This is a genomic window from Chryseobacterium sp. MP_3.2 (assembly GCF_035984805.1).
GTDB lineage: Bacteria > Bacteroidota > Bacteroidia > Flavobacteriales > Weeksellaceae > Kaistella.
Window position 1 is genome coordinate 300,610 of record NZ_JAXCHW010000002.1, and the last position, 18,000, is coordinate 318,609.

Here is an 18,000-nt window from a genome sequence, read left to right on the forward strand (position 1 = left end):
TAAAAATTGAACAAAATTTAAGCCTTCATCCGCATTTACATTGCATTGTTCCGGGTGGTGGAATTGATCAAAATGGAAAATGGAAAAAGAAAGTTAGAACCAATAAATATCTCTTCTGTGTAAAAACGATGAGCAAGGTTTTTCGGGCGAAGTTTGTCGCTTCATTAAGGGCTTCTGAAATTGAAGACCAGGATTTAATGGATAAACTCCTCACCAAAAACTGGGTCGTTTATGCGAAAAGACCTTTTGGTGGACCGAAACGGGTGATTGAATATTTGGGAAGATATACCTACAAAGTCGCCATCAGTAATCATCGGATCAAAGAAGTTACCGATAATGAACTTCGTTTTGGCTACAAAGATTATCGCAAAGAGGGTCAGAAAAAGGAAATGACTTTATCCCATGTGGAGTTTATCAGACGATTCAGTCTTCATATTCTGCCTCGAAGATTTGTACGAATCCGCCATTATGGGATATTAAGCAGCAGCTGGAAACGGGGAAAACTACAGGCTTTACAATCAGATTTAAAAATCCAGATTACAGAGGTAAAACTGAAAACTTTGCTTAAAAAATGTCGGTGTTGCAAGGAAGGAAACTTAATCACCATCGCGCTTTTCGGACAGCGTGGACCGCCCGAGGATTTTCTTGCCGTTTTCAATACCTCGTCTGCAAAATAAATTTTGTGGGTAAGGGATTTTATATTCCGAAAGACAAAAAAAGCCTGTGAGTGCTTCAAAAAAACCTCACCTCAGTTCCCAAAAAAAGCAGTCCTACTAAAAAACTGCTATGATATCCTAAATTCTAAAATCGATAACTCCATAAGATTACCAACTTTGGAGGAAAAGCTACCGGAGGTGCTGTTTATCCTGAGCGCCGCCGAAGGGTTCAACAGGCTTTCATTTCTTGTCTTTCAGACAAAACGAAAAGCTTAGTAATTATAGCCAGTACTTCTTGTCATCATAGTTGATTTTTATTTGTCAGAACAAAGTCGTCAAAAGATTTTGGGTCTTGTCCTGTGATAATTTTCACCCATTCAGTTGTCTTTGGTGTCTTCTGAAATCTTGGAAAGTAATGCAACATAATCATCACTAAAATTAGCATTGTCGGCCTATTTTCTTTTCGTTTTGTCAAAAAGAATTGCAACAAATTAGGCGAAATAAATTTTATAGTTTTCCCAATTCCGTTACTGATTTTTTCAGCCATTTCAGCAAATGTCAAGGTTTCATTATTGGTTAATTCATAACTTTTATTGATATGGTTTTGCGGTTCGATTAATACTTTTGCTGCCACAGAACCAATATCTTCTGCATCTATTACTGTGAATTTTGCTTGTCCTGCTGGCAAATAAATGCTATGATTATTCACTAAGTCATTGCGTAAAGTCGTAGTGAAATTTTGCATAAAATAGGCAGGGCGTAAAAATGTATATGGGATTCTACTGTCAACAATTAATTTTTCTATTTTATGATGTGGTATAATTTTACTATTCTCAACACCTTGTACAGATAAAAAGACAATGTGCTTTACAGAAGATTTCTTTGCAGTTTCAATGAGTGGTGCAAAATATTTTTTAACGTCTGAAATTTGTGGTGGTCGGAGCAAAAAAAGCACGTCAACGTCTTTTAATGCAGTCAAAAATGTCTCAATATTCATAAAGTCAAATTTGATAGTCTTGATGTTAAAGTTTGAGAGTTTCTCATTGCCAAATTCTGTGTCTCTAACACCCGCATAAATTTCGAGTTGATGGTCAAGTTTTTTTAAAGCAGATAGTACTTCAATTCCCACATTTCCTGTCGCCCCTGTAATTAAAATTTTTGTCATATTATTATTGTCAGAAAAGGTCGTTTTATTTGTCGTTTCACGGTCGTCTGTTAGCATTGCCTATAACGATTGCAGCCAAAAGAAGTTGGCGATTTCGAAGCTCAAAACTGTCTGCCACCACTGAACTTGATACGAAGCACGACTTGTTCCGCCTTAGCGGAAAAGCCTCATTTAACCACTAAACCGCCAATTTTTTGTAGGTGCTGTTAGCGGTTCGTTGCTTTTGTTCACTTTTGTCTCTTGTTACAAATTTTGTTTGTTATTTCGTTGTAGTTTAGTGTTTAAATTCCGAATAAGTAATAAATGTTTTTCCATCGTAAAGGTAAAGACCTGTTTCTCTCGTACCTATCCAAATATTTCCAGTTTTATCTTCCAAAATAGACCAAAGCCAAGGTGTGGCTAGTCCATCTTTCGTTGTAAAACGAGAGAAAGATTTACCATCGTAACGGCGAAGGCCACCATCACCACCTAACCAAAGGTTTCCCTTTTTGTCTTCTATAATTCGCATAACTCCGCCTGATAAGGTAAAAATTGTAAATGATTTGCCATCATATCGGTAAGCACCTCCCCAATTGCTGAACCAAATATTCCCATCTTCGTCTTGCAATTGAGGCCAGCCCCAATTATGAGCTTTTGGCTTTGGTCCATCTTGAAATAAATCCTTTAGTTTGAGGTTGGTTATAGATTTTCCATCGTAACGATACACACCTTCGTTGGTTCGTCCTCCAAACCAAATGTTACCAGCGTTATCTTCTAAAATACGTTCCACCTTATCATTACTGGTTAAAAAGCCATTTGCTGCCTCATTAATTAGAAACAGTGTAAAGGTTTTGCCGTCATAAACATAAACACCGTCTATTGTTACGAACCATAGTTTTCCCGCTTTATCCTGCATAATATCAGACACACTATGCGTTTGATAAAACTTATTTTTGTTCGGCGGTAGATTTTTAGGTAAAGTAATCTGGATTTTAGCAAATGTTTTACCATCGTAAAGACAAACTCCATCTTTAGTGCCAATCCAAATCTTACCATCTTTGTCTTCCAAGATGTCGTTGATAGAATTACTGTTTAAACCATCGGCTACCAAAAATTGACGAAACGATTTTCCGTCATATTTATAAAGACCATTTTCTGTTGTTCCAAACCAAAGGTTACCTGCTTTGTCTTGCATACTACAATTAATACTGCCATATCGAGGGTTGCCAATAGTTTTTATAAGTTTTGGATGTTCCTTTTCTTTTGGCAAATCTTCTTTAACTGGTCCGTTGCAGGCAGTCCCAAAAAGTAGTATTGTCAGGAAAGTAAAAAATTGCATTTGTAAGAATTTTTTTTTCATTGTTCAAATTATCTTTGTGGTTTTGTTATCTATTGGTCGGTTGCTCCTGCGTTGCGCGGCAATGACCGCTACCGTTTTGCAGCTACAAGAAGTTGGCAATTTTTACCATAAATGTTCATAAGAAGCACTAATGTTTGTTGAACCACATAACTGTCATACGAATCACTGAACCGCCAATTTTTTGTAGGTGCTGTTAGCAGTTCGGCTTTTATATTTCAAGGTTTGTAACTCGGTATGAAAAATATTTGTCTATCATTTTCATTGCCACCCTTGAAGGTATTGCCCAAATTGCAAAGTTTCTTAATCCAATTAGGATGGGGTTGGTTAGTTGACCCATTTTGCCGAATTTTAAACTTTCGTTTACAATGTTTTCAGAACGTGGAAACTGCAATTCTTCATACCTTTCAAATGATTTGTCAGTTAGACCATATTTTTGAATTGATGTGGCTAAAATATAAGCTCCCTCCACTGCTACGCATCCACCTTGCCCCAGATTCGGAGTAGTTGGATGAGCTGCATCGCCAAGTAGTGTTACATTCCCCTTTGTCCATCCTTTGTGTGGCTTTCTATCTGTTAAGCTATTTTTTAAAATGGTTTCCGTGTTTTTTATTAGTTCAGGAATTGGGGAATGCCAATCGCCAAATAAACGGCTTAATTTTTCTTTTGTGCCTTCGGGGCTGTCATCTTGCATATAGTTTTCATTCGAAGTTGCCCACCAACCATAAACACCATTTTTTATTGGAACTATTCCTACTCGTTGTCCTTTTCCATAAGTTTCGCTGCCATATCCTATTTCAAAGTTTGTTTTTACTACACCACGCCAAATATTGTATCCTCTAAATATAGGTGGGCCATCATTAATGATATGTTTCCTGACTGCTGAATGTATTCCGTCTGAACCTATCACAGCATCAAATATTCTGTTTTCTCCATTTTCAAATTGAATGGAAATTTGTCCGTTATCTAAGTGAGAGATATTTTTTAAAGCATAATTATTGTAAAGATTAGCATCAATATTTTCTAAAAGAATTCCGTGTAAGTCTGCTCTGTGAATGCAAATTACTGGATAATCACTTTTAGGTTCCGATTTACTAAGTATTTTTCCTTTGTTAGTTTTTAAATAAACCTGCTTAATCTGCCCACTACTTTCTATAATTTTTTGCAGTAACTGTAATTTATCCATTACGCAAAGGGCATTTGGAAAAATACTTATCGCAGCTCCAATCTCTTCAAAACGTTCTTTTTTCTCAAAGATATGGATGTCATATTCTTGTGTTGTCAAACAACGAGCGAATGTTAGACCTGCAATGCCACCTCCAATAATGGCAATTTGTTTTTTGCTCTGCATTTTATATTAATTCAATATTATTAAACATCGTTTTATGCTGTTTTTCGATTAATCTATTCATATAATTCGTGGTTGGAAATGGTGATTTTACAACTAGCCTTTCCTTAATAACAGTAAATTTATCCTCTTCTTGAAAAGTAAAAAACATTGAAATTGTAGTCAATCCCATAAACGTAGCAACTACATTTACAGAATCTTTTTCGTCAGTGATAATAGCCTTATAAGTAAAACGATATGGTATAGTATCCATCTTTATTCTCTCGAAAACCATATATTTATTCCCGCCTAAATCCGTTATTTTGTAAATAAGTGGATGAAAATTCACAAAATTTTCAACATTGGTCAATTGTTTCTTAATGGTAATGATGTCTTTTTTTACTTTAAAAATAAATTCTGTCATCGGATGAGTTTTTTTAAGCTGACAGCCAACAGTTTGCAGCTACAAGAAGTTGGCGATTTCGAAGCACAAAACTGTCTGCTACCACAAAACTTGAAACGAAGCACAAAGCTTCATTTAAGCACTGAACCGCCAATTTTTTGTAGGTGCTGTTGCACGATGTGTTTTTAATTGGTCATTTTGAATTAGCAATTTTTATGTCCGATAATAGTATGTTTTCCACGATATTTTAATAATTAAAGAAATAGTAGAATAAATCTTATCCTGTGCTTTTTAATCCGCTTGATAAGGAGTTTATCAATCCAAGTAACTTTGTTAATAGCTCGTCTTTTTCCCTGCTGTTTTCATCTTCTATACTTCTCCATTGTTTCAGATAATTGATATGTAATTGATGCAGAATTTTCAGCTTCTCATTACGCCATTTCAGATTGTCGAATTGCCCATTTCTTCTGATGGCTTTTGGTTCATCAAAAAGACCTTCAATCAATTCCAGGCCATTTTGGTGATCGGTAAGTATTTTACGCAGAAACAAATCTCTTTCAGCTACGTCCTCATCCAAAGTGGCATATTGTTTCATGATCTCAACATTAGAGAGGATCAGGTTAGTTTCCACTTGTATAATTAAAAACTTTAAGAAACTCCAATTTTGTATAGATTTCTTTAAATTGTCGTATTCTTCTGGTCTTTCAGTTTTTAACACTTTCAATGCTTCACCTAGACCATACCATCCTGTTATCGCTATTCTGGAAAGATTCCAACTAAATACCCAAGGTATTGCCCTTAAATCATTTAATGTTCGGGTGCCGGTTCTTCTTGCAGGTCTTGATCCTATTTTGCTTTTCTCTAAAACATCAATGCAAGTTGCTTTGCTGTAAAAATTGATAAAACCAGGTGTTTCTATTAGATTTCTATAATGCTCAAATGATTTTTGAGCTAAAAATTCCATCGTTTCTACTGGAAAAACTATTTCGGGAGCATTGGCTGCTTTATTAATTATTTGTCTTGCAACACCAGAAGAAAGTGCATTAAGATTGTAGGTTGCAGTAAGTGGATTTCCGAATAGTTGTGCCACAGATTCTCCCTGCACTGTAATTTTAATGGTTCCGCTCATTGTATTTTCTGGCATACTCTCTAAAAAGCGGTGATATTTACCACCACCTCTACTAATGGTGCCACCAGTTCCGTGGAAGAAGTAAATTTCTGTATCCTGTTGTTTTCCTACAGCGGTCAGTTCTTTTTCTGCTTTATGCACATTCCATTTGCTGGCAATGGTTCCTCCGTCTTTATTGCTGTCGCTGTAACCTAACATTACTTCTTGCTTGTGGGATAATTGTCCGGTTCTCTCTGTTGTAACTGAATGTTGCAAGAATTTTTTTAAAATTTCTGGACCATTAAGCAGATCTTGAATGGTTTCTAATAAGGGTACAACTCTTATTTTGGTATTTAGCAACTGCGTTTCTCTCATCAGCAAATAAACCACCAATAAATCGCTAAGATTTCTCGTCATACTTATAATAAATGACCCTATTCCATCAGAACCGTATTGATTAATATGCTGACGAACTACTCTGTAACAATCCAAGACATTATCTGCTTCTGTGCCATAAGAAACGGTAACATCTGTGATGAGTGAATTGCTGGCTAATAACGTATTCAAAAAATTGACGCGCTTATCTTCACTCCAGTTTTCAAAATCATGATCTTTTTCACCAAGGGTTTTCAAGATCTGAGCAATTGCTTTATCATGAAAAGCACTATTTTGTCTGATATCTAATTTCGCCAAATGAAACCCGAAGCATTGTACCGTTCTTTCAACTGGAAAAAGCAGGTCTTCTGCAAGTCCTTTTAAACCGTTTTGTGTTAAGATCTCTCTCAATAATTTTAAATCATCTTCTAAAATTGTACTCGACTTATAATAGGAATTAGAATCTGCAAATTTTTCAGATATCGTGTTTTCCAGTTGCACCAATAGTAAACTTGCATATTGTCTCCAGGGTTCATAAGGATTTCTGTGTACTGCTTTTAGTCCTGATTCACCTAATGCCGCCGATTTTTTTTCGATGGCTTCGGAGAGTAAAAAGGGGACAGGATTAGTAATGGCCGAAACCGAAAGTTTGACTATTAATTGCAATAACTGATCTTTGATAAGCTGTAGCGCTGTTTTTCTGTGTAGGAGTAAAGTTTCTTGTGTAACTGCTGGTGTTACAAATGGATGCCCGTCTCTATCACCACCGACCCAACTGCCGAAATTTATTTTTGGAAATAAATCTGGGTTTTTTATTTTAGCAGGATTTAATCCTAGTTCGATCCAGGAGCTTTTTAATTGCTCATCGCTCTTTTTTAATACAGTAGGAAAAACTTTGCCCAAATAATGAATAACATTCGCTCTTTCGTCTTTAATGTCGGGTTTTTGTAAATAAATTTCTCCGGTTCTCCACCATCTTTCCAGCAGATTAATGATTTTTTCCGTAATAATATTTTGTTCCACTTTGCTCAAAGAAGTATTTTCCCTTTGCACCAAAAGCAAATACAATTCCCGATGAATTTCAATAACAGTTACTCTTTTTGCTTCTGTAGGATGTGCCGTGAGCACAGGAATTACGGTAGTTCTGGAAATAGTTTTCAGCATATCATCTTCACCTACAGCATCATTTTTCCATATTTTAAATGCTTCTGCCCAAGAACCTCTAATTGAGGTAAAATCTTCCTGGTTTACCATTTTTCTGCGGTATTGGGTCGCTGCATTTTCTTCAACCAAAGTCATCAGTTGAAAATACATACTAAACGATTGAAATATTTTTTCGCTGGAAATGTTATTTTCCTCTAATGCGAATTCTTGTGAAGTATTATTTATTAGGGAAATGATTTCTGGTTCGTTAATCCGGGTTAACATCTCTGTATAGCAATCAATGATAAATATTCTGTCATCAGAGATTTTCTGAAAGGGGTTTTCTTTGGTGTTCATATTTTTAGATGGTATAAGTAGATCAATTTTTTAAGATGATTGAAAGCTTTTTAGCCGAAGGTTTATTAGTTTTAAATAAGTTTCCCACAAAATTAGTTAAAACAATTGTTTTTCAATCAGCTCCTGATTTTTGTCAACCCATTTTTCAACGTCAGAGTGCTTGGTGAAGAAGCGGACTTATGAAATGTAAATTTTCCCTAAAAAATAAATGCAATTAGCTCACTTCAGGTCCCAAAAAAAGCAGTAATTCTAAAAAACTGCTTTGATATCTTAAATTCTAATATCGATAAGTCCATAAGGTGACCAACTTTGGAGGAAAAGCTACCACAGGTGCAGTTTATCCTGAGCGTAGCTGAAGGGTTTAACGGGCTTTCATTTCTTGTATTCAGACAAAACTAAAGCTTAGTTATTTGCGGCGTTTTTTTAGTCGATTAACATTTGGCTAATTAATTCCTTTTTGCCCATTTTTTTTACTGAAATCATTGTTTCATAAGCGGATTTATTAATTTTCCACTTACTTTCTAATTTTTTCATTTCTATTTGGCTTTTTGAATCACCAATTAGTAACAATGACAAATAGATATTCGTATCATTTAATTGAGGATTAAATTCTTTATTTAGATTTCTTTCTTTAAATAATTCAATGCTTTTTTGATAATCTTGGTTTGCCAGTTTATGATTTCCATTTAAATCATTAATCAATCCTTTAAATGTCCAACCTTCCGCGAAATCTGGTTTTATTTCCAATTGTTTTTGAATTGTTTTTTCGGCTTCATTTAAATTATTTTGCTTCATAAGCATTTGTGCTTTTATGGTATAAGCGTTATAATTTTTTTCATCTGCTTTAATTGCTTGTTCAGAATATTTTAATGCTTCTGAATATTGTTCCACACTAATGGCATTTATCGCTTTATTATTTAGTTCAATCGATTTTTCAGAAATTTTATCAGATTTACATGATGTAAAGAAAATAAGAACTATAATTAAATAATGAGGGGATTTCATCTTGGAAAAAAGTGTTGGTTAAAATGTCGCATAACGGTTGGGTATTTCTGTTGGCGGGGACTTTTTATAACAAGTCTTTGTAAATATAACAAATTGAACAATTAGCAAAAATTTTGATGATAGGAAGTTGAACCGCTCATAAAATATGTTAGCAGAAGTAATTTTTAGAGGTATTTCATTCTTTTTTTTAATAAATCGAGCACAATTATATTACTTTCAGTTATATTTTTGTTGTTCATCACAATATTGATTAATTGCTCGATGAGTTTTTTTTGTCTTGCGGTTGGTTTCTCAAGATTAATTGTGTAGTATTTTTTTAAACTGTATAAAAGAAACATTTCACTTTCGAAGCCATAATTATATCGGCGAGAACTTTTAAAATCCAAAGAATCAAAATCTTTAAGATTATCTTGAATAGATGTTATTTCTTTTTTGTTTAAAGAAATTACCATTGTTTGTATTGCAGTAATTTTTTTTATTGAATCAACAAGGCTTCTATTCTTGTCTATAAAATTGTGGTCTGATCTGAAATCATTTTCATCTAAAGGAGGTGGCAACACTTTTCCAACTTCAATCGATTTTAAAATTACGTATTTTCCAGATAAATTAAAAATCAACTCTATTTCAGGTAAGTAATTTCCATCCTTTAAGTCAAGTTTGATTAAATCTGGTTCAATATGTTTTTGCGAACACGATAATATTGACAGAATAGCAAACAAATTTAACAACGTGATTTTCATAATATTTCTGCTAACGTTGATGTGTATTGAAAGTTGCGTTTTTGTGTGCGAGGATTTTCCAACGGAAAACCAAAGTATATAAAAAAGCAACTAACTTTGATTAAGCACCAATATAGCAATTTTTTATACACGGTGTTGGCAACTGGCTTTATTCCACTTTCTTAATTTTCAATCGTAATCGAAACTCCAATGTGGTCAGATAATTTTTTATCCATATTCCACGTTTCAATTTTTAATTCAGTTTCTCCAATAAAATTCTCACTTATCGAAATGTGGTCTATATTTTCGCTCAATTCCGCTGTCAAATTCTTTATTTGAAGTGCTTTAAAATTTTCATTTATTGTTTCTCTTCCAAATTTTGTATAATAATAATTGTCTGAGAATGTTTGATTATAGTCTCCGACAATACAAATATTTTTTTCACGGGTTATTTTCTTAAAATCTAATATTTGTCTTTTTAAATCTAGTTTAAAATTCTCATTTCTATTTCCATAAATTCCAAATATTGTTCCGTAAACAACTAAATCCCCATATTCAGTTTTAAGTTCAGCACAACAAGCTGTGTATTTGTCAAAAGTTTCAAGTTGGTTTAAAATTGGATATTTAGAAAATATTGTTGTTCTTCTTTCCGTTTTTTTATAATTGTCCGTATTTACATTCATTAAACTTTCGGTTGAGATTTGATAATTAAAACCTTTTGGTTTAATTCTTTCGTCATATTCTGTTAAAACCAAAATGTCAAAATTCCGCAAATTTATTTCGTTCAATATTGCGTCTTTTTCTTTAATTTTTTTGAGACGTTCAATATTCCAATTTCCTATTTTCAATGTTTTCGGGATTTTGTTTAGCTTGTTGCCAACGTCAGTCTCCCGCTTGGGCGGGACAAGTTGTGAAAAAACCTCCGTTTATTACTTTCAAAAATAGCGAATTTATTTCAATAATACGGAAGCAAATTCGTATATTTAATAATGCAACACATCACCGGAATCGCCCGCAATCAAATGGTTTTTACGAGTTTAGAAGATTCGATTTCTGAAGATAATTCAGTTCGATTTGTAGATGCTTTTGTGGAGAATATCGATTTAAAAGCATTAGGTTTTGTACTGCAAACGCTCAAAACGGAAGGACGACTGAGTTTTAATACGCAAACGTTTCTCAAAATCTATTTGTATGGTTACCTCAATGGTCTTCGAAGTTCCCGAAAACTCGAAAAAGAAATGGAGCAAAGCGTAATTCACGAATACAAATAAAAAATAAATATTGATGAGTAATGTGTTCGCAATATTGAACTGCAATGGCTTTCATTTCTTGTCTTTCAGACAAAACGAAAGCTTAGTTATTACGCGACGTTTTTTATTTTTTTTGAAAGTAATATTTCATTCCATTTTTGAATTCTATAATAATAGTGTCATTTTTCAACATTTTCAAAATCTTCGTTTCATTTTTTATTTTAAAATCTTTTTTAAATACTGTTAAAGAATCCATATTTAATCCGTTAAATTTAGAAGGTTCGACTTTATTCAAATTTCCAATTTGTTTTGAAGTAACTCCTTGAATACTATTATCGGCAATTGAATTTATTCTGACCAATAAAACTTGTTCTTTGCCTTCAATAAAACGACTCAAATATCCACATTTAATTTGGCTAGGTTTTATTTCATTATTTAATTTCTTTGATTCAGATTTACCTATGTATTCATAGTCGTGAAAATGAGATGCTGGACAAGCAATTAAGGTTAGTAAACAAAATATTGAAATAATAATCTTAATTTGTTTCATTCTTTACGGTTTTTAGATAAAATGTCGCCCAACGTCAGTCTCCCGCTTGGGCGGGACAAGTTGTGAAAAAACCTCCGTTTATTACATTCAAAAATAGCTAAATTATTTCAATAATAAGGGAGTAAATTCGTATATTTAAAAATGCAACACATCACCGGAATCCCCCGCAATCAAATGGTTTTTACGAGTTTAGAAGATTCGATTTCCGAAGATAATTCAGTTCGCTTTGTAGATGCTTTTGTGGAGAATATTGATTTAAAAGTATTAGGTTTTGTACTGCAAACGCTCAAAACGGAAGGACGACCGAGTTTTAATACGCAAATATTTCTCAAAATCTATTTGTATGGTTACCTCAATGGTCTTCGAAGTTCCCGGAAACTCGAAAGAGAGTGCATTAGAAATATTGAATTACAATGGCTTTTATTTGGACTTGTACCCAATTACCACAGCATTTCTGATTTTAGAAAAAACAATCCTGCGGGCTTAAAAAAGCTGTTCAAAGTTTTTGTTTCTTTTTTGAAAGATGCAGATCTAATTGCTGGAGAAACCATCGCCATTGACGGTACTAAAAGCAGAGCTCACAACAGTAAGAAAGCTAATTTAATCAAAAGAAAATTGATAAACACTTGGCTTACATTGAGGAGAAAACGCAACAATACCTGGATGAACTGGCTCAGAATGATGAAAAAGAAAACAGCGTAACAATCACTAAAATTCAGGAAAAGATCGAAAGATTAAAGAAAAATAAACTCCGCTACGAAGTCTTGGAAGAAAAATTAAAAGCGAGTGGCGAACCTCAAATCAGCACTACTGATGAAGATTCCAGAGCTTTACTGGTTCAGGGGCAAGTTGTGGAAGTGAGTTATAATATTCAGGCAGCTGTTGATGCTCAATATAATCAACGAACATATCTTCGGGACTATCAAGAGGCAATGGGGTTACAACCATACGAATTTAACGGGATTGGAGAAAGTAAATGGCGAACATAGTTTGATAATGTTGGTGTACAACATCAAACGTGCGATGAACATTCTGGGCGTTGCGGAATTAATTGCCAAATTGAAGAACTGGAAATCACCTTACAAAGCGAAGGTGTGTTTTGTTTTTAAAGTGACGTGTTTTAAGCATTATATCGCTACTTTAGAAACTAGATTATCAATTGCAGCCTAAAAAACAGCTGGTCTTAAAACGTGTTTATTGAGGGTTGGAAGACTGATTTTCTTAGAAAAATATTGAGAAGTTGAGTTTTTTCACAGCCTGACGTTTTGGCGCTTGGCGAAGAAGCGGATTTCGAAGTACTAAACTGTCTGCCAGCAATGAACTTGATACGAAGTACAAAGCTTCATTTAAGCACTGAACCCGCTTTTTTGCCAAACGCATGTTAGCACCAGTTATTTTTGAAATCTGTCTCTTATTCCAAATAAATGTTTTGTCTTTCCTTGCTTCCATTGTATTGCTTTTTCACTTAACCCTAAATCAATTAACTTGTCAATAAAGTCTGTCCTTGTCTGAAAAATGTATTTAATATTATAACGCTCGGTTAAAATAAGAGAACTCCTTTTTCTATTATTCCAACTTATAGGTTTTTCAAAAAAGGTCAATTCATAATATACCAAATGTCCTTGTCCAAAGCCTACTTGGTTAATCTCAAGTGATTTGATGTTGTCTGTTTTTATAATGTCTCCGTTTCTTATAGTAAGTTGTCCGCCTTCGTTCAAAAACAATGTGTCAGGAAGAGTAAATAAACTTAAAACAGGTCTTAGTCCAATGAAAAAAGTAATTATCGGAACAAATAGTCCATTAATTTCTAACCAAGGTTTAATCATAGATTCTCCTGGATGTATTATTGTTTGCAAAACTATAACAAATAAAGTCGTAACAATCAAAGTCCAAGTTAAAGTATAAATAGTATCTCTCGCCCAATTGTATGTTATTCTCGTCCGTTTCAAATTTGTCGTGATGTTTAGTTTTCTGTCTTTTTATAATTGGTGCTAACGGCAGTCCGTGAAAAAACCTCCGTTTATTACTTTCAAAAATAGCTAAATTATTATCAATAATAAGGGAGTAAATTCGTATATTTAATGATGCAACACATCACCGGAATCGCCCGCAATCAAATGGTTTTTACGAGTTTAGAAGATTTCTGAAGATAATTCAGTTCGAAAACTCCATAAGGTGACCAACTTTGGAGGAAAAGCTATCGGAGGTGCAGTTTATCCTGAGCAACGCCGAAGGGTTCAACGGGCTTTCATTTCTTGTCTTTCAGACAAAACGAAAGCTTAGTTATTGTGAGCAGTGTTAGTTTTTTATTTCAGTTCTTTGCTCGACATTTATCCTTTTCATTAGATCATAAATATCAGGATGTTTTTTTTTCAGCTGTTCTTCGAGTTTGTTTAATTTTTGTCTTAAAATTAATGCCTCTTCAACAGTTTCGAATTTTGTGGTTATTATATTTTCCGTAATCCATTTTGCAAATTTTTCATCAGTTTTGTTTGCTTCAGTCGGCACAAATTGAACTTTGCTCATGTACAATATTTTAGTATCTTCTAAATCCTTGTAGAAATCTGTTTTGCTTAATATTTCGAAATCGGCTTTCAGCTTGTCAAACTTTTCAGGTCCAATAGATGATCGTATCGGATCATTATTTTGAGAAAAAATGTTATTAGAGATTAAAATTAAAATTAAGAATAATACAGATTTCATATTTATTTTTTTATCATTGACTTTGGCAATATGCGTTGCATTCCTCAAAACATTGCTCACAACGGAAGTGGCGGATTTGGAACACTAAACTGTCTGCCAGCACTGAACTTGAATTTAGCACTAAACCCGCCATATTGCCAAACCGATGTTGAACTAAACCTCCGGTAGCTTTTCCTGAGGCTGTTTTATTAACTTTGTTTTTATTCAACCAAAAATAAAATCTCTAAAATGGCTACAAAAAAAAATCTCCGGAGGATTTAAGGACGAACAAAATTTTGAATCGCGCTTCAAGCGAAGTTAATGGTTTTTCAGAATTGATACAACGTTTCGAAAGAAATATTTCAATCCAGGGAAAAAGTCCCAGAACCTTTGATAATTATTCCAGGCATGTAGCAGCAATAGCACTGCATTTTAAAACTTTACCCACGGAACTGGATCCCGAGCAGGTCAAGGATTATCTCTTCGAACTTCAACAGCGCAAAAAGCTGCCCACTATTTTAAGTCGGCAGGAAATTTGGCGGATGCTTCAGACTGCCCAATTGCTGAAACATAAACTGCTAATTGGTTTGATTTACGGTTGTGGACTTCGATGTATGGAAGTCAGGAATATCGAACTTCATCACCTTGATTTTGACCGACAAATGTTGCACGTTGTTCAGGGTAAAGGGCAAAAAGACCGTTATGTTCCATTATCCGAGCATTTAATTCGGGGACTAAAAACCTTTATTTCAGTGGAAAATCCAGATCAATATTTATTTAATGGAAATCAAAACAGAAATATTGAAGAGATTGATACTTCGACTTCGCTCAGCACAGGTGCTTCGACTCCGCACACCAAAGATTTTGATTCTCGTTACAGCCAGCGCGGTGTTCAATGGGTCATCAAAACGGTGAGCAAAAAAGCCGGAATCACCAAAGTAGTTCATACGCATACTTTGCGACATAGCTTTGCGACGCATTTATTGGAAGATGGCGTTTCCATCATTATGGTGCAGAAACTTCTGGGTCATGAGCGGATCGAAAGTACCATGGAATATCTTCATGTCTGCCAGTTGTCGGATCAAAAACCGCACAGTCCTTTAGATACCGTTTTTACTTTGTGTAGCAAAAATGGAAACGCGAAATAAGTCGGGCGGAAGTGTAGCAGAAGTCCTTCGTAAAATCAATTTATCGGCTCAGAATTTTACGGTTCATCAGGAAAAAACGCTTCGCGCTTTGTCGTATTGCCGCACTTCTGCCTTGGGTGGTCATATTGATGCATGTGATGGTTGTGGAAATCTTTCCATCAGTTACAACTCCTGTAGAAATCGGCATTGTCCGCAATGTCAAGGTCATAAAAAAGAAGAATGGATTCAGAAACGAGAAGCGGAATTATTGCCTTGCAGTTATTACCACGTGGTTTTTACTTTACCCGAGGAGCTGAATGGTTTGGCAATCTCTCAACCGGCATTATTGTACAAAACCTTATTTGAAGCAGCTTGGGTAACCTTAAATCAGTTCGGTAAAACAGAACAGATGCAATTGGGAATGATTGCGATTTTGCATACTTGGGGACAGAATTTAAGTCTGCATCCTCATTTACACTGCATTGTTCCAGGCGGTGGAATTGATCAAAATGGAAAGTGGAAAAGGAAAGTAAGAACCGATAAATATCTCTTTTGTGTAAAAGCGATGAGCAAAGTTTTTCGGGCAAAGTTTGTGGCTTCATTAAGAGCTTCCGGAATTAAAGATTCTGATTTAATGGATAAACTCTTCACTAAAAACTGGGTCGTTTATGCGAAAAGACCTTTTGGTGGACCGAAACAGGTCATTGAATATTTGGGAAGATACACGCACAAAGTTGCGATTAGCAATCATCGAATAAAAGAAGTTACTGAAAATGAAGTTCGTTTTGGGTACAAAGATTATCGCAAAGAAGGTCAAAAAAAGGAAATGACTTTATCGAATACTGAATTTATTCGGCGTTTTTCGATGCATATTTTACCTCGAAGATTTGTGCGGATAAGACATTACGGGATTTTGAGCAGCTCCTGGAAGCGTGGGAAACTACAAAGTTTACAATCAGAATTAAAAATTCAGATTACAGAGGTAAAACTGAAAACTTTGCTTAAAAAATGTCGGTGTTGTAAGGAAGGAAACTTAATCACCATCGCGCTTTTCGGACAGCGTGGACCGCCACAGGATTTTCTTTTCGTCACCCAACCTTTGTCTGTAAAATAAATTTTGTGGGTAAGGGATTTTGTATCCTGAAAGTCAAAAAAAGCCTGTGAGTGATTCAAAAAACCTCACATCAGTTCCTAAAAAAAGCAGTCCTTCTAAAAAACTGCTCTAATATCCTAAATTCTAAAATCGATAACTCCATAAGGTTACCAAGTGGGGAGGAAAAGCCACCGGAGGTTCCGTTCAACAGGCTTTCATTTCTTGTCTTTCAGACAAAACGAAAGCTTAGTTATTAGCAGAAGGTTTTTAGTCTTTAAGCAGGTCATCTTTTAATATCCAACCAACTGTTTTAATTCCGGAAGAGTTTACAAATTCAGTGTAGACAAAATATTTTGATTCCGCTATGCCATAGATTTTTTCACCATATACTAAATATGCAGTTTTTTCATTTTTTATATCTGGCGTAGAATGAAAATATGTTTTATTAGAAATTACAGTAAAATTTTTAGAATTTTTGACAACATTAGTGGTTTCAAAATTATTAATATCAATAGTTGGTTGTGAAAAATTGCTTAAATATCTACTATTTATATATCCATTAAAAGTCACATAACTTTTAGTTTCAGAATCGTATCTTTTTACATTTACATTTTCCCAATAGCCAAGTGTAGAAATAGAAATAATTTCGTCGTTATATTCTAATTCACCAATAATATTATCTGAAAGGTCGGGGGTTCTTCTAAAATTTACTTTCGTAGTATTTATATACTTTTTTGTTCCTGTGTAATTATTTGAAGTATACTTTTTTGCTGTATTTGAATTTGACGAAGAGTAATTATTTGAAGTGGGTTTATTTCTATTTCTGTAATATCCACTAACATAGGTGCCGTCTTTTCTATAATAACCATTAACCCAAATTTTTTCAGAATTTGAATTTGTAGAAGAATTATAATAATTATAAGTTGATGGCGTACTCGATGTTCGATTTGATGAGTAGTTATTACTCTGATAACTATAATTATCTGTAACTGTTGAATTTGGTGCAGTTCGAACGTGTGGTCTGACATACGTTCCATTTTTTCGATAATATCCTTTAACTTGAACTTGAGAAAATGAAAAAATTGAAATTAAAAGTAAAATAAAAATGTAAAGATTTTTCATTTATGACACGATTTTGGTTAAACTTTCTGCTAACGGTTGGGTATTTATGCAGGCGGGATAAAAATACGAAAAATTTATACTTGCGAAAAACTTAATTAATTGCTAAAATCTTCGATGAAAACTTCAGACCCGCTTGTATAAATACCATGTGTGTGCCCAGCATGGGCATCTTTCTCCTACGAAAGTAGGAAATTAATCTAGAGGGTGCAAATCCCTTATGGGCGAGGGTAACGCCTTGAACCATTAGTAAGTCGCAAGGGTGGTATCCGTGAGGTTACATCTGAAGGAATGCAAAGCATTCATGAATACCTTAAATAAAATAAAAAAGAATGAATAAAGCGAGACTACAAAACTCGGTACTGACGAATAGGAACCGTATAAGAGGCATTTATGCATGGGTAAGCAATCACATCATTGTAACGCCCTAAGATTACAAAAATGCATAGATGTAGATACGGCAGGAATTGAGTGAAAGAAGATGCCATTACCTGGGGAGGTCTCTATAACCACGAGTTGGTATCATAGAGAAGTCAGCAGAAGTCGTAGTACTTAGGAGCAACGAGCCGATGAATAAATCGGAGG

Annotated in this window: 18 protein-coding genes and 1 pseudogene; 7 read left to right on the plus strand and 12 right to left on the minus strand. The window is 34.4% G+C overall.

The window, feature by feature from the left end; all coding sequences use genetic code 11:
• Positions 1-11: 11 nt before the first annotated feature.
• Positions 12-677: pseudogene (locus RCH13_RS05610) on the plus strand (IS91 family transposase); the annotation flags it as partial.
• A gap of 280 nt (positions 678-957) precedes the next feature.
• On the opposite strand, the gene RCH13_RS05615 reads toward RCH13_RS05610, so the two are convergent.
• The 8 genes from RCH13_RS05615 to RCH13_RS05650 form a co-directional block, all read right to left on the minus strand.
• The gene (locus tag RCH13_RS05615; protein ID WP_326986250.1) at positions 958-1,878 is read right to left on the minus strand and encodes an NmrA family NAD(P)-binding protein; all 921 of its coding nucleotides are present in this window, start codon (positions 1,876-1,878) and stop codon (positions 958-960) included.
• Positions 1,879-2,095: 217 nt separating this feature from the next.
• A complete protein-coding gene (locus RCH13_RS05620; RefSeq protein ID WP_326986251.1) occupies positions 2,096-3,160 on the minus strand; it encodes a ligand-binding sensor domain-containing protein in 1,065 nt (354 codons plus the stop codon).
• Positions 3,161-3,368: 208 nt separating this feature from the next.
• Positions 3,369-4,508 carry an FAD-dependent monooxygenase gene (locus tag RCH13_RS05625; RefSeq protein ID WP_326986252.1) on the minus strand — a complete coding sequence of 380 codons (1,140 nt, stop codon included), beginning with the start codon at positions 4,506-4,508 and terminating at the stop codon, positions 3,369-3,371.
• A gap of 1 nt (position 4,509) precedes the next feature.
• Complete coding sequence (locus RCH13_RS05630; protein ID WP_326986253.1) at positions 4,510-4,908, minus strand: hypothetical protein; 399 nt, start codon at positions 4,906-4,908, stop codon at positions 4,510-4,512.
• A gap of 256 nt (positions 4,909-5,164) precedes the next feature.
• Positions 5,165-7,870, minus strand: coding sequence for a phosphoenolpyruvate carboxylase (locus tag RCH13_RS05635; RefSeq protein ID WP_326986254.1), 2,706 nt, complete (start codon positions 7,868-7,870; stop codon positions 5,165-5,167).
• Between the two features lie 423 nt (positions 7,871-8,293).
• The gene (locus tag RCH13_RS05640; RefSeq protein ID WP_326986255.1) at positions 8,294-8,875 is read right to left on the minus strand and encodes a tetratricopeptide repeat protein; all 582 of its coding nucleotides are present in this window, start codon (positions 8,873-8,875) and stop codon (positions 8,294-8,296) included.
• 164 nt (positions 8,876-9,039) lie between these two features.
• Positions 9,040-9,615 (minus strand): hypothetical protein, encoded by a 576-nt coding sequence (locus RCH13_RS05645; protein WP_326986256.1) that lies wholly within the window; start codon positions 9,613-9,615, stop codon positions 9,040-9,042.
• Positions 9,616-9,776: 161 nt separating this feature from the next.
• Complete coding sequence (locus tag RCH13_RS05650) at positions 9,777-10,442, minus strand: endonuclease/exonuclease/phosphatase family protein (protein WP_326986257.1); 666 nt, start codon at positions 10,440-10,442, stop codon at positions 9,777-9,779.
• A 141-nt stretch (positions 10,443-10,583) separates the two neighbouring features.
• Here RCH13_RS05650 and RCH13_RS05655 point away from each other — a divergent pair, with 141 nt between their 5' ends.
• Positions 10,584-10,865 (plus strand): transposase, encoded by a 282-nt coding sequence (locus tag RCH13_RS05655; protein WP_326986258.1) that lies wholly within the window; start codon positions 10,584-10,586, stop codon positions 10,863-10,865.
• Positions 10,866-10,968: 103 nt separating this feature from the next.
• Here RCH13_RS05655 and RCH13_RS05660 read toward each other — a convergent pair whose 3' ends face one another.
• Complete coding sequence (locus RCH13_RS05660; protein WP_326986259.1) at positions 10,969-11,394, minus strand: hypothetical protein; 426 nt, start codon at positions 11,392-11,394, stop codon at positions 10,969-10,971.
• A gap of 141 nt (positions 11,395-11,535) precedes the next feature.
• Between RCH13_RS05660 and RCH13_RS05665 the strand changes: the two genes are divergently transcribed.
• Genes RCH13_RS05665 through RCH13_RS05675 form a run of 3 tightly spaced genes read left to right on the plus strand, consistent with a single transcriptional unit; the run spans position 11,536 to position 12,564 of the window.
• Positions 11,536-12,096, plus strand: a complete 561-nt coding sequence (locus RCH13_RS05665; protein WP_326986260.1) for a transposase — start codon at positions 11,536-11,538, stop codon at positions 12,094-12,096.
• A complete protein-coding gene (locus RCH13_RS05670; RefSeq protein ID WP_326986272.1) occupies positions 12,021-12,383 on the plus strand; it encodes a hypothetical protein in 363 nt (120 codons plus the stop codon). The genes RCH13_RS05665 and RCH13_RS05670 overlap by 76 nt, the downstream gene beginning before the upstream one ends.
• A complete protein-coding gene (locus tag RCH13_RS05675) occupies positions 12,280-12,564 on the plus strand; it encodes a transposase (RefSeq protein ID WP_326986261.1) in 285 nt (94 codons plus the stop codon). Before RCH13_RS05670 ends, RCH13_RS05675 begins: the two co-directional genes overlap by 104 nt.
• 221 nt (positions 12,565-12,785) lie before the next feature.
• On the opposite strand, the gene RCH13_RS05680 is transcribed toward RCH13_RS05675, so the two are convergent.
• On the minus strand, positions 12,786-13,280 hold the full coding sequence (locus tag RCH13_RS05680) for a hypothetical protein (protein WP_326986262.1): 495 nt from the start codon (positions 13,278-13,280) through the stop codon (positions 12,786-12,788).
• Positions 13,281-13,692: 412 nt separating this feature from the next.
• Entirely contained in the window at positions 13,693-14,097 is a 405-nt protein-coding gene (locus tag RCH13_RS05685; RefSeq protein WP_326986263.1) for a hypothetical protein, read from the minus strand.
• Between the two features lie 275 nt (positions 14,098-14,372).
• Between RCH13_RS05685 and RCH13_RS05690 the strand changes: the two genes are divergently transcribed.
• Both RCH13_RS05690 and RCH13_RS05695 read left to right on the plus strand, forming a co-directional pair.
• Entirely contained in the window at positions 14,373-15,224 is an 852-nt protein-coding gene (locus RCH13_RS05690; RefSeq protein WP_326986264.1) for a tyrosine-type recombinase/integrase, read from the plus strand.
• Positions 15,208-16,317 carry an IS91 family transposase gene (locus tag RCH13_RS05695; RefSeq protein WP_326986265.1) on the plus strand — a complete coding sequence of 370 codons (1,110 nt, stop codon included), beginning with the start codon at positions 15,208-15,210 and terminating at the stop codon, positions 16,315-16,317. The genes RCH13_RS05690 and RCH13_RS05695 overlap by 17 nt, the downstream gene beginning before the upstream one ends.
• A gap of 246 nt (positions 16,318-16,563) precedes the next feature.
• Here the strand turns inward: RCH13_RS05695 and RCH13_RS05700 are convergent, their stop codons facing one another.
• On the minus strand, positions 16,564-17,418 hold the full coding sequence (locus tag RCH13_RS05700; protein ID WP_326986266.1) for a hypothetical protein: 855 nt from the start codon (positions 17,416-17,418) through the stop codon (positions 16,564-16,566).
• Between the last annotated feature and the right edge of the window lie 582 nt (positions 17,419-18,000).

Bases quoted from the DNA above. Each gene is read 5' to 3' on its own strand.
- RCH13_RS05615 (WP_326986250.1), bottom strand. From the start codon at position 1,878: ATGCTAACAGACGACCGTGAAACGACAAATAAAACGACCTTTTCTGAC.
- RCH13_RS05620 (WP_326986251.1), bottom strand. From the start codon at position 3,160: ATGAAAAAAAAATTCTTACAAATGCAATTTTTTACTTTCCTGACAATA.
- RCH13_RS05625 (WP_326986252.1), bottom strand. From the start codon at position 4,508: ATGCAGAGCAAAAAACAAATTGCCATTATTGGAGGTGGCATTGCAGGT.
- RCH13_RS05630 (WP_326986253.1), bottom strand. From the start codon at position 4,908: ATGACAGAATTTATTTTTAAAGTAAAAAAAGACATCATTACCATTAAG.
- RCH13_RS05635 (WP_326986254.1), bottom strand. From the start codon at position 7,870: ATGAACACCAAAGAAAACCCCTTTCAGAAAATCTCTGATGACAGAATA.
- RCH13_RS05640 (WP_326986255.1), bottom strand. From the start codon at position 8,875: ATGAAATCCCCTCATTATTTAATTATAGTTCTTATTTTCTTTACATCA.
- RCH13_RS05645 (WP_326986256.1), bottom strand. From the start codon at position 9,615: ATGAAAATCACGTTGTTAAATTTGTTTGCTATTCTGTCAATATTATCG.
- RCH13_RS05655 (WP_326986258.1), top strand. From the start codon at position 10,584: ATGCAACACATCACCGGAATCGCCCGCAATCAAATGGTTTTTACGAGT.
- RCH13_RS05660 (WP_326986259.1), bottom strand. From the start codon at position 11,394: ATGAAACAAATTAAGATTATTATTTCAATATTTTGTTTACTAACCTTA.
- RCH13_RS05665 (WP_326986260.1), top strand. From the start codon at position 11,536: ATGCAACACATCACCGGAATCCCCCGCAATCAAATGGTTTTTACGAGT.
- RCH13_RS05675 (WP_326986261.1), top strand. From the start codon at position 12,280: ATGCTCAATATAATCAACGAACATATCTTCGGGACTATCAAGAGGCAA.
- RCH13_RS05685 (WP_326986263.1), bottom strand. From the start codon at position 14,097: ATGAAATCTGTATTATTCTTAATTTTAATTTTAATCTCTAATAACATT.
- RCH13_RS05695 (WP_326986265.1), top strand. From the start codon at position 15,208: ATGGAAACGCGAAATAAGTCGGGCGGAAGTGTAGCAGAAGTCCTTCGT.
- RCH13_RS05700 (WP_326986266.1), bottom strand. From the start codon at position 17,418: ATGAAAAATCTTTACATTTTTATTTTACTTTTAATTTCAATTTTTTCA.